At 71.0% G+C, this 13,499-nt stretch carries 10 protein-coding genes; 5 read left to right on the forward strand and 5 right to left on the reverse strand.

Annotation, left to right across the window (positions count from 1 at the left end; translation table 11 throughout):
• The first annotated feature begins 2 nt into the window (after positions 1–2).
• From ACQ86L_RS03890 to ACQ86L_RS03900, 3 genes are all read left to right on the forward strand, one after another.
• The gene (locus ACQ86L_RS03890) at positions 3–2,162 is read left to right on the forward strand and encodes a 3-hydroxyacyl-CoA dehydrogenase NAD-binding domain-containing protein (protein ID WP_434317763.1); all 2,160 of its coding nucleotides are present in this window, start codon (positions 3–5) and stop codon (positions 2,160–2,162) included.
• Positions 2,163–2,332: 170 nt separating this feature from the next.
• A complete protein-coding gene (locus ACQ86L_RS03895; RefSeq protein ID WP_434317764.1) occupies positions 2,333–3,784 on the forward strand; it encodes a basic amino acid/polyamine antiporter in 1,452 nt (483 codons plus the stop codon).
• A gap of 58 nt (positions 3,785–3,842) precedes the next feature.
• Positions 3,843–5,087, forward strand: a complete 1,245-nt coding sequence (locus ACQ86L_RS03900) for an arginine deiminase (RefSeq protein ID WP_434317765.1) — start codon at positions 3,843–3,845, stop codon at positions 5,085–5,087.
• Positions 5,088–5,157: 70 nt separating this feature from the next.
• On the opposite strand, the gene ACQ86L_RS03905 is transcribed toward ACQ86L_RS03900, so the two are convergent.
• Genes ACQ86L_RS03905 through ACQ86L_RS03915 form a run of 3 tightly spaced genes read right to left on the reverse strand, consistent with a single transcriptional unit; the run spans position 5,158 to position 6,704 of the window.
• A complete protein-coding gene (locus tag ACQ86L_RS03905) occupies positions 5,158–6,054 on the reverse strand; it encodes a formylglycine-generating enzyme family protein (protein WP_434318981.1) in 897 nt (298 codons plus the stop codon).
• A 33-nt stretch (positions 6,055–6,087) separates the two neighbouring features.
• Complete coding sequence (locus tag ACQ86L_RS03910) at positions 6,088–6,498, reverse strand: TetR family transcriptional regulator C-terminal domain-containing protein (RefSeq protein ID WP_434317766.1); 411 nt, start codon at positions 6,496–6,498, stop codon at positions 6,088–6,090.
• Between the two features lie 47 nt (positions 6,499–6,545).
• Positions 6,546–6,704 (reverse strand): hypothetical protein, encoded by a 159-nt coding sequence (locus tag ACQ86L_RS03915; protein ID WP_434317767.1) that lies wholly within the window; start codon positions 6,702–6,704, stop codon positions 6,546–6,548.
• Positions 6,705–6,794: 90 nt separating this feature from the next.
• Here ACQ86L_RS03915 and ACQ86L_RS03920 point away from each other — a divergent pair, with 90 nt between their 5' ends.
• Complete coding sequence (locus ACQ86L_RS03920; RefSeq protein ID WP_434317768.1) at positions 6,795–9,746, forward strand: glycoside hydrolase family 2 TIM barrel-domain containing protein; 2,952 nt, start codon at positions 6,795–6,797, stop codon at positions 9,744–9,746.
• 65 nt (positions 9,747–9,811) lie between these two features.
• Here the strand turns inward: ACQ86L_RS03920 and ACQ86L_RS03925 are convergent, their stop codons facing one another.
• Complete coding sequence (locus tag ACQ86L_RS03925; RefSeq protein ID WP_434318982.1) at positions 9,812–10,792, reverse strand: aldo/keto reductase; 981 nt, start codon at positions 10,790–10,792, stop codon at positions 9,812–9,814.
• Between the two features lie 52 nt (positions 10,793–10,844).
• Between ACQ86L_RS03925 and ACQ86L_RS03930 the strand changes: the two genes are divergently transcribed.
• Complete coding sequence (locus tag ACQ86L_RS03930) at positions 10,845–11,378, forward strand: dihydrofolate reductase family protein (protein WP_345834782.1); 534 nt, start codon at positions 10,845–10,847, stop codon at positions 11,376–11,378.
• Between the two features lie 77 nt (positions 11,379–11,455).
• Here the strand turns inward: ACQ86L_RS03930 and dxs are convergent, their stop codons facing one another.
• Positions 11,456–13,405, reverse strand: coding sequence for a 1-deoxy-D-xylulose-5-phosphate synthase (gene dxs, locus ACQ86L_RS03935; protein ID WP_434317769.1), 1,950 nt, complete (start codon positions 13,403–13,405; stop codon positions 11,456–11,458).
• Positions 13,406–13,499: the final 94 nt, after the last annotated feature.

A 13,499-nucleotide genomic window follows, 5' to 3' on the forward strand; every position in this document is an offset into this window, starting at 1 on the left:
CAGTGACCGACTACAGCACCATCGACTTCTCCCCGCTCGTCGAGCTCACCTCCGACGAGGTCGTCACCCACTCCTACGTGAAGGACGTGCCGCTGCCCAGCGGCAAGACCCTCGCGCTGGTCACGCTCGACAACGGCCGCGACCACACCCGCCCGAACACGATGGGCCCGGCGACGCTCCTGGAGCTCGGCCGCACCTTCGACGCGCTGACCGAGCGTGCAGCGCGCGGTGAGATCGACGCGGTCGCCGTCACCGGCAAGCCGTTCATCCTCGCCGCCGGCGCCGACCTCAGCCGGGTCGGCGACATCCCGAGCGTGGAGGTCGCCAAGCTGCTCCCCCAGCTCGGCCACTACGTGCTCGGCAAGCAGGCGACGTTCGGCGTCCCGTCGTTCGTGTTCACCAACGGCCTCGCGCTCGGCGGCGGCGTGGAGATCGGCCTCAACGCCGACTACCGCACCATCGACCGCAACGCGGCCGCGTTCGCGCTGCCCGAGGTCTTCCTCGGCCTGATCCCGGGCTGGGGCGGCGCGACCATCCTGCCGAACCTGATCGGCATCGAGAACGCCCTCAAGGTCGTCGTCGAGAACCCGCTCAAGCAGAACCGGATGCTGAAGCCGCAGGAGGTCTTCGAGCTCGGGATCGCCGACGCGATCTTCGACTCGGCGACCTTCCTGGAGGACTCGCTGCTCTGGGCCGACAAGGTGCTCACCGGCGCCGTCGAGGTCAAGCGGCCGAACGTGCCGGGCAAGGTCGAGCGGATGGTCAAGTGGGACGTCGCCATCGGCGTCGCCCGCAAGATGCTGGAGAGCCGCATCGGTACCGTCCCGAAGTCGCCGTACAAGGCGCTCGACCTGCTGAAGGCCGCCAAGTCGAACGACCGCGCCGCCGGCTTCGAGCTGGAGGACGACGCGCTCGCCGAGCTCATCTCCGGCGACCAGTTCCAGGCCAGCATCTACGCGTTCAACCTGGTGCAGAAGCGCGCCAAGCGGCCCGCTGGCGCGCCGGACAAGGCGCTGGCCAAGAAGGTCACCAAGATCGGCGTGATCGGCGCCGGCTACATGGCCAGCCAGTTCGCGCTGCTGTTCGTCCGCCGGCTGCGGGTGCCCGTGGTCATCACCGACCTCGACCAGGCGCACGTCGACAAGGGCGTGGCGTACATCCACGACGAGATCGGCAAGCTCCAGGAGAAGGGCCGCATCTCGCCCGACGAGGCCAACCGCCTGCGCGCGCTCGTGACCGGGACGACCGACAAGGCCGACTTCGCCGACTGCGACTGGGTCATCGAGGCCGTCTTCGAGGAGCTGACCGTCAAGCAGGACGTCTTCGCGGAGGTCGAGCAGTATCTCTCCGACGAGGCCGTGCTCGCGACCAACACCTCCTCGCTCTCGGTGGAGCAGATCGGCGCGAAGCTGAAGCACCCCGAGCGCCTGGTCGGCTTCCACTTCTTCACCCCGGTCGCGGTCATGCCGCTGATCGAGGTCGTGAAGACCCCGCTCACGGACGACGCCACGCTCTCCACCGCGATGGTCACGGCGGCGGCGCTCAAGAAGAACGCCGTCATCACGGCCGACACCCCCGGGTTCGTCGTGAACCGGGTGTTGGCGAAGATCCTCGGCGAGGCGATGCACGCGGTGGACGACGGCACCCCGTTCGACACCGTGGACAAGGCGTTCGCGCCGCTGGGCCTGCCGATGGCGCCCTCCGTGCTGCTCGACCTGGTCGGCCTGAAGGTCGGCGCGCACGTGCTCGACACGCACCACGCGGCCTTCCCGGACCGGTTCTACCGCAGCGAGAACCTGCACCGCCTGGCGGAGTACGGCACGCTGCTGGAGAAGGACTCCAAGGGCAAGGTGAAGGGCCTCGACAAGGGCGCGGCCAAGATCCTGGCCGGCGGCAAGAACCCGTGGACGGAGCAGGAGATCCTGCGCCGGCTCGAGGACGGCCTGGCCGACGAGATCCACCGCATGCTGGTGGACGACCACGTGGTCGAGGCGCCGGAGGACATCGACCTCTGCATGATCCTCGGCGCGGGCTTCCCGTTCCAGATGGGCGGCATCACGCCGTACCTCGACCGCGTCGGCGCCTCCGAGCGCGTCTTCGGCGACACGTTCCAGCACCCGCCCGTGCGGGGCGTCACCGCTCCCGTGGAGGCCGCCGCCTGACCGGCGAGCACAACCTCCTGAAGTAGGCCGAAAACCGCCGAGTACGCAGAATCCGCGTACTCGGCGGTTTTGTTGCGTCACCCTCGATATCACTCGTCGCAGGTCTAGACCGGCGGTGAAACGCCTGCGTACCCTTCACTCAGACGCTGGATTCCGACGGATGGGGCCGTATGACCGAGCAGAAGACCACGACGGAACCGACGCAGTCCGCGGCCGTCAAGCTGTCGCTCATCACGATGACCGGCATGGTCGTCGGCAGCATGGTCGGGGCCGGCGTCTTCTCGCTCCCCCGGCGCTTCGCCCAGGAGACGGGCGTCGCCGGCGCCCTCATCGCCTGGTCGATCGCGGGAGCGGGCATGCTCATGCTGGCGTTCGTCTTCCAGCTCCTGGCCAACCGCAAGCCGAAGCTGGACGCCGGTGTCTACGCGTACGCCAAGGCCGGGTTCGGCGAGTACCTCGGCTTCTTCTCCGCGTTCGGCTACTGGGCCAGCGCCGCCGTCGGCCTGGTCTTCTACTGGGTCTTCATCATGTCCACGATCGGGGCGGTCGTCCCGGCGTTCGGCAACGGCGACACCGTCCTCGCGATCGGGATCTCCTCGGTCGCGCTGTGGGGGTTCTTCCTCCTCATCCGCCGCGGCATCAAGGAGGCCGCGGCGATCAACCGCATCGTCACGGTCGCGAAGGTCGTGCCGATCATCATCTTCATCCTGCTCGCGCTGTTCGCGCTCAAGCCGGACGTGTTCGCCGCCAACTGGGGCGGGGCGGACTACGCGGGTTCGCTGTTCGACCAGGTGCGCGGCACCATGCTGGTCACGGTCTTCGTCTTCCTCGGCGTGGAGGGCGCGAGCACGTACTCCCGGCATGCGAAGCGCAGAGCGGACGTGGGGCGCGCCACGATCCTCGGCTTCGTGAGCGTGTTCGCCGTGTTCGCCTCGGTCACGATCGTGTCCTACGGAATCCTGCCGATGGGAGAGATCGCCAAGCTCCGCCAGCCCTCGATGGCCGGCGTGCTGGAGGCCGCGGTCGGGCCGTGGGGCGCCTGGTTCGTGAGCATCGGCCTCATCGTGTCGGTGCTCGGCGCCTACCTCGCCTGGTCGCTCATGGCGGCCGAAGTGCTCTTCGTGGCCGCGCAGGACCACGACATGCCGCGGTTCCTCGGCCGGGCGAACAAGCAGGACGTGCCCGTGAACGCGCTGCTGCTCACGGCCCTGTTCGTGCAGGCCGTCCTGGTGATCCTCTACTTCGCCCACAACGCCCTCGACCTGGCGCTCGACCTCACCAGCGCGCTCACGCTCATCCCGTTCTTCCTCGCCGCGCTGTACGCGCTCAAGCTCGTACTGACCAGGGAGACCTATCGGGAGCAGCCGCGCGGCTGGGGCGGCGACCTGGTCGTGACGATCCTCGCAACGGTCTACACGGCGTTCCTGCTGTTCGCGGCGGGCCTGACGTTCGTGCTGCTGTCGTTCATCGTCTACGCGCCGGCGACCATCCTGTTCGTCATGGTCCGGCGCGAGCAGGGCAGGAGGCTGTTCAGCGGCCGGGAACTGGTGATCCTCGCCATCTCGGTGCTCGGCGCGATCGCCGGCATCGTGGCCCTCTCGGTCGGTTGGATCAGGCTGTGACGGCGCCCGGACCCTCCCGCTCGACCCACCATCACGCACGACACGTAAGGGGAACACTGTGACCGACACGACATTCGGCGTCCACTCGGAGGTCGGGCAGCTGCGGCGCGTGCTCGTCGCCTCGCCCGGGCTCGCGCACCACCGGCTCACGCCGACGAACGCCGACGACCTCCTGTTCGACGACGTGATGTGGGTCGAGAACGCCAAGCGCGACCACGCCGCCTTCGTGGCCGACCTGCGCTCCCACGACGTCGAGGTGCTCGAACTGCACCAGGTGCTCGCCGAGACCGTCGCGCAGCCGGAGGCGCGCGCATGGCTGCTCGACCGCAAGGTCGTCCCGAACGAGGTGGGGCTGGGGCTCGTGGAGGGCACCCGGGCGTTCCTGGAGTCGCTCTCCGCCGAGCGGCTGGCCGAGTTCCTCATCGGCGGGCTCTCCACCGCCGACCTCCCCGAGGACTACCGCACCGGCTACGTCGCGCTCGCCCGCGAGTCGACCGGCGTGCAGGAGTACCTGATGCCGCCGCTGCCGAACACCCTGTACACGCGCGACACGACGTCGTGGATCTACGGCGGCGTCACCCTCAACCCGCTCTACTGGCCGGCCCGTCACGACGAGACCCTGCTCATGAAGGCGATCTACCTGTTCCACCCGGCGTTCGCGGGCGCGCGGGTGTGGTGGGGCGACCCCGAGCGCGACTGGGGCCAGGCGACCCTGGAGGGCGGCGACGTCATGCCCGTGGGCAACGGCGCCGTACTGATCGGCATGAGCGAGCGCAGCTCGCGGCAGGCGATCACGCAGACTGCGGCGGCGCTGTTCGAGGCGGGCGCGGCCGAGCAGGTCATCGTCGCCGGGATGCCCAAACTGCGTTCGGCCATGCACCTCGACACCGTGCTCACGTTCGCCGACCGCGACCTGGTGACGCTATACCCGGCGATCATGGACCGCGTGCACACCTTCACGCTGCGCCCCGGCACCGGCGCGAACCCCGTCGACGTCATCGACGAGGAGGGCCGCGCGTTCGTGGACGTCGTCGCGGGCGCCCTCGGCCTCCCGAAGCTGCGGGTGATCGAGACCGCCGGCGACAACTACGAGACCGAGCGCCAGCAGTGGGACAGCGGTAACAACGCCGTCGCGCTGCGGCCGGGCGTCGTCTACGCCTACGACCGCAACACCGCCACCAACGACGCGCTGCGCCGGGCGGGCGTCGAGGTCATCCCGATCGTCGGCGCCGAACTCGGCCGCGGCCGCGGCGGCGGCCACTGCATGACCTGCCCGCTGCTGCGCGACCCCGTCGACTTCTAGTCGCCGAGGGGCACGTCCTTGTCACTTCTCGCCCCGAAAAGTGACAACGACGTGCCCCTCGGCGGCTCGCTCAGACGTCGGCGGCGCAGCGGAAGCCGATGTGCGTGGTCGCGGTGTCGTCGGCCTGCGGCGAGCGCGCGGCGGGGCGGAAGCGCAGGCAGTAGTCCGGCGAGCACAGGTAGGAGCCGCCCTTCAGCACCCGGCGCGGGATGCGCGACCCGGGCTCGGCGCTGGCCGACGCGAGGAGGTTGAGGCGCGCCCCGGCGTCCACGGCCTCCTGGCCCGGCACGATGTGACGGGGCGCGTAGTAGTCGCTCGTCCACTCCCAGGTGTTGCCGATGAGGTCGTAGAGGCCGTAGCCGTTCGCCGGGTACGAGCCGACCGGCGCCGTCGTCGCGCCGAAGCGGCCGCGGTTGTCGTAGGGGAAGCTCCCGATCCAGGAGTTCGCCTGCGCCTCGCCGCCCGGGTAGGCCTCCTCGCCCCAGGCGAAGCGCGCCCCGTCCACCCCGCCGCGCGCCGCGAACTCGTGCTCGGCCTCCGTGGGGAGCCGCTTGCCGGCCCAGGTCGCGTACGCGGACGCGTCCTCGAACGCGACCTGGACGACCGGGTGGTCCATCCGATCCTCGATGCCCGAGTCCGGGCCCTCCGGGTGCCGCCAGTGCGCGCCCGGCTCCCACCGCCACCACTGCCGCCAGTCGCGCAGATCGACCGGCCCGGCGGACGCGGTGAACACCATCGCGCCCGGCACCAGATCCTCCGCGGCGACCCCCGGGTAGTCGGCCGGGTCCATCGGCCGCTCGGCCACTGTCACGTAGCCGGTCGCGTCCACGAACCGGGCGAAGTCCGCGTTGGTGACCGCGTACCGGTCGATGAGGTAGGCGTCCACGCTGCGTTCGTGGACAGGCCGCTCGTCGGGGTAGAACTCGTCGCTCCCCATCCGGAAGGTCCCGCCGTCGATGCGCACCATGTCGTCCACACCGCAACGCTACCGCGCCGCCGGTCAGCCGGTGACGAGCACCAGGTCGAGGTAGCCGCGCAGGGCTGCGGCCGCGTCGATCCGCTCGGGAGTGTAGAGCCACTGGAGCTGGATGCCCTCCCACAGCGCCACCACCGTCGCCGCGGCGAGCGCCGGGTCGACGCCCGCGCGGAGCCGGTCCGCAGCGGCCAGCGCGGCGAACTCGCGTTCGTAGGACTCCTGCATCCCCGCGTACCGGCCGAGGAAGTACGCGTGGCCGGGATGCCCGGGCACGGTCGCCTCGGCGGCGAGGATGCTGTAGAGCGCGATGAGCCCGGGGATGCCCTCGTTGCGCCGGGCCTGGGCGACGATGCTGTCGGGGAACGGGAGATCGTTGGGCAGCCTGCCACCCGAGGTGTCGACGTCACCGCCCAGCTCGTCACGACGGGCGAGCACCGCCAGGAGCAGGTCCTCCTTGCCGCCGAAGTGGTGCTGGAGGGTGCTCAGCCCGATGCCGCCGCCGCCGCGATCTCGCGCAGGGAGCTGCCGTGGTAGCCGCGGGTCGCGAACACGCAGTACGCCTCGTCCACGATCTGCTGCCGGCGCTCGGCCGACTTCGCGTACGGCCCGCGGCGGCGAGCGGGTTCTTCGGATACGTCCACGTGCCCGCCTCCAAATTAGGTCAGTCGAACCATTTTCGACTACGGTCGATGCTAGTCCTTCCACGCCGCAGTGACGATCAAGGAGCCCCCGTGCCGTCTCCCGCCCTTCTCGCCGACACCGCACCCTCCTCCGGCGCCCTCGCGCCTCGGTCCTGGCTGCACTCGGACGCGCCGTCGCTCTCGCTGAACGGCGAGTGGCGGTTCCGGCTCTCCCCCACTGCCGACCTCCCGGACGACGTCGCGCGCACCGACGTGGACGACGCCGGCTGGGACACCCTCCCCGTCCCGGCGCACTGGGTCCTGCACGGCGACGGCCGCTACGGCCGCCCGATCTACACCAACGTGCAGTACCCGTTCCCGATCGAGCCGCCGTTCGTGCCGGACGAGAACCCGACCGGCGACTACCGGCGGCGCTTCGACCTGCCGGCCGGGTGGCCCGCGGACGCGCGCGTCGTGCTGCGCTTCGACGGCGTCGAGTCGCTCTACCGGGTGTGGCTGAACGGCGTGGAGGTGGGCTCCGCGAGCGGCAGCCGCCTCGCCCACGAGTTCGACGTGACCGACCTCGTGCGCGCGAAGGGCAACCTGCTCGCCGTGCGCGTGCACCAGTGGTCGGCCGCGAGCTACCTGGAGGACCAGGACCAGTGGTGGCTGCCCGGCATCTTCCGCGACGTCACGCTCAGCGCGCGCCCCGCCGGCGGGCTGGAGGACGTCTGGCTTCAGACCGCCTTCGCGGACGGCGCCGGCACTGTCCTTCCGGAGGTGACCGCCGCGGAGGCCGCCTTCCCTGTCGTCCTCCGCATTCCCGAGCTTGGCGTGGAGGTGGAGTGGCCGACCCCCGGCGACGTCGCCCCCGTCACGGTCGGCCCGGTCGAGCCGTGGACGGCCGAGACCCCGCGGCTCTACGACGCCACGGTCGCGGCCCAGGGCGAGACCGTCTCGCTGCGCCTCGGCTTCCGCTCCGTCGAGATCCGCGGCGACCGGTTCCTCGTCAACGGCCGGCGGGTCGTCTTCCACGGGATGAACCGCCACGAGACGCACCCCGAGCGCGGCCGGGTGTTCGACGAGGAGCACGCCCGCGCCGACCTGATCCGGATGAAGCAGTTCAACGTGAACGCCATCCGCACCAGCCACTACCCGCCGCACCCGCGCCTCCTCGACCTCGCCGACGAGCTGGGCTTCTGGGTGATCCTGGAGTGCGACTTGGAGACCCACGGCTTCGAGAAGGCCGGCTGGCGGGACAACCCCAGCGACGACCCGCGCTGGCGCGACGCCTACCTCGACCGCATCCGGCGCACCGTGGAGCGCGACAAGAACCATCCCGCGATCGTGATGTGGTCGCTCGGCAACGAGTCGGGCACCGGCGCGAACCTCGCCGCGATGTCCGCCTGGGCGCACGACCGCGATCCCGGGCGCCCGGTGCACTACGAGGGCGACTACACCGGTGAGTACACCGACGTCTACTCGCGCATGTACTCGTCCGTCCCGGAGACCGAGCAGATCGGCACCGACGGCTCGCTCGCACCGCTGCTCGGCTGCACGCCGGCGCAGGGCGCGCGGCAGCGGACCAAGCCGTTCATCCTGTGCGAGTACGCGCACGCGATGGGCAACGGACCCGGCGCGCTCGACCAGTACGAGGCGCTGGTGGACGCGCACCCGCGCCTCCACGGCGGCTTCGTGTGGGAGTGGCGCGACCACGGCATCCTCACCCGGACCGCGGACGGCGCCCCCTTCTACGCGTACGGCGGCGACTTCGGGGAGGTCGTCCACGACGGCAACTTCGTGATGGACGGGATGGTGCTCTCGAACGACGTGCCCACCCCCGGCCTGCACGAGTTCAAGGCCGTGGCTCAGCCCGTCGCGCTGACGTTCGACGGCGGTGACCTGTTGGCGACCAACCGGCGGCACAGCGCGAGCACCGCCGACCTGGAGCTGCGATGGACGGTCGAGCACGACGGGCGCGAGGCGGCCTCCGGGACGCTCGACCTCCCTGTGGTGGAGGCCGGCGGGTCGGTGCGGCTGCCGCTGCCCGCCATCCCGGTCGCGGAGGACGCCGAGACCTGGCTCACGGTGACGGCGGTGCTCGCCGCCGACACCGCCTGGGCGCCGGCCGGTCACGTCGTCGCCCGGGCGCAGCTCGACCTCTCGGCGCCGCGACGCCCCCGTCCGGCAGCGCGGCGCGCCGACTGGCGGGAGGCCGAGGGCACGCTCACGCTCGGGCCCGCCTCCTTCGAGCGCGGCCGGCTCGTCTCGCTCGGCGGCCGCGCGGTCGCGGGCCCGAGACTGGAGCTGTTCCGCGCGCCGACCGACAACGACGAAGGCGCGGCCTACGGCGACCTCGCCGCCAGCGACGCGAGCACCGTCGGCGTCTCCAGTGCGAGCCTCTGGCGGGCGCAGGGCCTCGACCGGCTGACGCACCGGCTGGTCGCGGTGCACGAGTCGGAGGACGGCCTCCGCACGATCACGCGGGTCTCCGCAGCGAATGCGGTGGCCTCTGTCACCGTCGAGACCGTCTGGACGCTGGACGACGGCGGGCTCGACCTGCGCGTTGAGATCGAGCCGTCCTCCGGCTGGCCCAGCGTGTGGCCGCGGATCGGCGTGCGCTTCGACCTCCCCGACGGCGAGCGCCCGATCGGCGGCGCAGAGTGGTTCGGCGCCGGCCCGCTGGAGTCCTACCCCGACAGCACCCGCGCCGCGTACATCGGCCGGTTCGGCGCCACCGTGGCCGAGCTGAACGTGGAGTACGCCCGCCCGCAGGAGACCGGGCACCGCTCGGCCGTCCGCGAGGTCGACCTGGGCGCGTTCGGCTTCACCGCGCTCCCGGACGGACGCGGCCGGCTCCCGGGCTTCTCGCTCTCGCGGCACACGCCGCAGCAGGTCGCCGCCGCGGGGCACCCGCACGAGCTCCCGGAGTCGGACACCACCTACCTGTTCGTGGACGCCGCCCAGCACGGCCTCGGCTCGCGCGCCTGCGGGCCGGACGTCTGGCCGGAGTTCGCCCTCCGTCCCGAGGCCCGAACCCTCCGCCTCCGCTTCCGCGCCTGACGCACAGGGGACGCAACACGCCGCTTCGCGCGGGACGAAGCGGCGTGTTGCGACCCTTCGCTGCGTTACTTGTTCAGGGGGCTCATGTCCGCGTAGCGGTCGCCGACCGGGGCGGCGACGGCGTCGAGGCGCGCGAGCTGCTCCGGGCTCAGGTCGAGGTCGGCGGCGGCGACGTTCTGCTCCAGGTTCTCGACGCGGCGCGTGCCGGGGATGGGCGCGAGGTCGTCGCCGCGCGAGAGCAGCCACGCGAGCGCCACCTGTCCCGGCTTGGCCCCTGCCTCGCGCGCGACCTCGTCGACCTGCTCCACGATGCGGATGTTGGCCTCCAGGTTGTCGCCCTCGAACCGCGGGTTGAAGCGGCGGAAGTCGTCCTCGGCGAGCTGGTCGAGCGAGCGGATCGAGCCGGTGAGGAAGCCGCGGCCGAGCGGCGAGTACGGCACGAAGCCGATGCCGAGCTCGCGCACCGTGGGCAGCACCTCCGACTCCGGGTCGCGCGTCCAGAGCGAGTACTCGGTCTGCACCGCCGTCACCGGGTGCACCGCGTTGGCGCGCACGATGGTCTCGGGAGCGGCCTCGGACAGCCCGTAGTGCCGGATCTTGCCCTCCTCGATCAGCTCCTTCAGCGCGCCGACGGTCTCCTCGATCGGCGTGCCCGGGTCCATCCGGTGCTGGTAATAGAGGTCGATGTGGTCGGTCTGCAGCCGCTTCAGCGACCCCTCGACCGAGAGCCGGACGTTCTCCGGCGAGCCGTCGAGGCCGCGCTCGTTCTTGGAGCGGTGCAGGATGGTGCCGAACTTGGTGGCGATGACCACCCTGTCGCGGCGGCCGCCGGCGAAGGCGCGGGCCAGCAGCTCCTCGTTCGTGTACGGGCCGTAGATCTCGGCGGTGTCGAAGAAGGTGACCCCGAGGTCCATCGCCCGGTGGATGGTCCGGATCGAGCCGGCGTCGTCGTCGCCGGCGCCGGTGTAGAACGCGCTCATTCCCATGCAGCCGAGGCCGAGTCGCGAGACCTCGAGCTTCTCCGTACCCAGTGTGATCGTCATCAGTGCCATGCCCTCACGATATCCCCGTGCCCCCGGCGGCTGGTACGGTCGCGGCATGGCCCTCACGAAGTACTACGTCGCCTCCTCCATCGACGGCTTCATCGCCGACGTGCACGACCGCATCGAGTGGCTCATGCAGTTCGGCTTCGAGGAGTTCGACGAGCACTACCAGCAGTTCATCTCCGGCATCGGCGCGCTCGTGATGGGCGCGACCACGTACGAGTTCGTGCTCGGCGAGCAGGGGCCGTGGCCGTACCAGGACATCCCCACCTGGGTGGTCACCCACCGCTCGCTGCCGGTCCCGGAGGGCGCGGTCGTCACGTTCTTCTCCGGCGACATCGCCCAGCTCGACGCCGAGCTGCGGGACGCCGCCGACGACCGCGACGTGTGGATGGTCGGCGGCGGGGCGCTCGCGGCGCAGTTCGCCGACCGCGGCCTGATCGACGAGCTGCACATCACCTACGTGCCGGTGCTGGTCGGCGCGGGCAAGCCCTTGCTGCCCGTCGCCGAGGCGTCCCGGCCGCTCGTCCTCTCCGGCACTAAGACCTTCCCGTCCGGCGCCGTCGAGCACGTCTACCGCTTCGCCTGACGCCGAAGGGCACGTTAACGCCCCCGAAACCACGTTTTTTGGGCGTTAACGTGCCCCTCGGCGGATGGATGCGCCGGCTAGGCGCGGCGCTTCTTGGCCTCGACGCCCTCGGCCGGCTCGTCCGCGGGCAGCGGGCGGGCGATCGGGATGCGGCTGCCCAGCACCTGCGCGACCAGGTCGCGCGCGATCTTCTGCGGGGTGAGCCCGGCGTCGTCCAGGATCTGGCTGCGCGTGGCGTGGTCGATGAACGCGTCCGGCAGGCCGAGCTCGTCCACCGCGGTGTCGATGCCGGCCTCGCGGAGGTCCTGGCGCACGCGGGTGCCGATGCCGCCGACCCGGATGCCGTCCTCGATCGTCACGACGATGCGGTGGTCGGCGGCCAGGCTCAGGATGCTGCGCGGCACCGGGACGACCCAGCGCGGGTCCACGACGGTCGCGCCGATCCCCTGCGCCGCCAGCCGGTCGGCGACCTTCAGGCCGAGGTCGGCCATCGGTCCGACCGTCACCAGCAGGACGTCCTTGCTGTCCGACTCGCGCAGGACGTCCACGCCGTCCTCCAGGCGCCGGATGGCCGGGATGTCCGGCTGCACGTTCCCCTTCGGGAAGCGCAGCACCGTCGGGGCGTCGTCCACCGCGACCGCCTCCGCCAGTTCCTCACGGAACCGGGAGCCGTCGCGCGGCGCCGCGAGCCTGATGTTGGGGACCACCTGCAGGATCGCCAGGTCCCAGATGCCGTGGTGGCTCGGGCCGTCCGGGCCGGTGACCCCGGCGCGGTCGAGGACGAACGTCACGCCCGCCTTGTGCAGCGCCACATCCATCAGCACCTGGTCGAACGCCCGGTTGATGAACGTGGCATAGATGGCGACGACCGGGTGGAGGCCGCCGAACGCCAGGCCGGCGGCGCTCGTCGCCGCGTGCTGCTCGGCGATGCCGACATCGTGCACGCGGTCCGGGAACCGTTCGGCGAACTTGTGGAGGCCGGTCGGCCGGAGCATCGCGGCCGTGATGCCGACCAGCTTCGGGTTCTTCTCCGCGAGCGCCACGATCTCATCGGCGAACACCCCGGTCCAGCTCGGCGCCGTCGAGCTCTCCAGCGCCTCGCCCGTCTCCGGGTCGATCTGGCCGACCGCGTGGAACTGGTCGGCGGCGTCGCGCAGCGCCGGCTCGTAGCCGCGGCCCTTCTGGGTGATCGCGTGGACGATGACCGGGGCGCCGTAGTTCTTCGCCTGGCGCAGCGCCTCCTCCATCGCCCCGATGTCGTGGCCGTGCACCGGCCCGATGTACTTGATGTCGAGGTTCGAGTACAGCGACTCGTTGTTGGAGATCCGGCTGAGGAAGCCGTGCAGGCCCCCGCGGACGCCGCGGTACAGCGACTGACCGGGAGAGCCCAGCTTGTCGAACGCCTTGCGACTGCTGAGGTACAGGTTGCGGTAGCCGCGACGGGTGCGCACCGTGTTGAGGAAGCGGGCCATGCCGCCGATCGTCGGCGCGTAGGAGCGGCCGTTGTCGTTGACGATGATGATCAGCCGGCGGTTGTTGTCGTCGGAGATGTTGTTGAGCGCCTCCCACGTCATCCCGCCCGTGAGCGCGCCGTCGCCGACGACCGCGACGACGTGCCGGTCGTTCTGGCCGGTCATCTCGAAGGCGCGCGAGATGCCGTCCGCCCAGCTCAGCGACGACGACGCGTGCGAGCTCTCGACGATGTCGTGCTCGGACTCGGAGCGCTGCGGGTAGCCGGCGAGGCCGCCGCGCTGGCGCAGCCGGGAGAAGTCCTGGCGCCCGGTGAGCAGCTTGTGGACGTACGACTGGTGCCCGGTGTCGAAGACGATCGCGTCCCGCGGCGAGTCGAACACGCGGTGGATGGCGATCGTCGTCTCGACCACGCCGAGGTTCGGCCCCAGGTGGCCGCCGGTCTTGGCGACGTTGGCGACCAGGAAAGCCCGCACCTCGGCAGCGAGCTGGTCGAGCTCCCGTTCCGTGAGCCGGTCGAGATCACGCGGCCCGTGGATGGTTTCGAGGATGCTCATGGATTTCAGTGTAGAACCCTGTGAATCGGAGGAGGCTCGGAACCGACGATCCCGAGCCTCCCCTTGACAACGGTCTGGTTACACCAGATCGACT

Origin of the sequence: Leifsonia sp. P73, from assembly GCF_051059105.1 — a bacterium.
Taxonomy (GTDB): Bacteria; Actinomycetota; Actinomycetes; order Actinomycetales; family Microbacteriaceae; genus Leifsonia.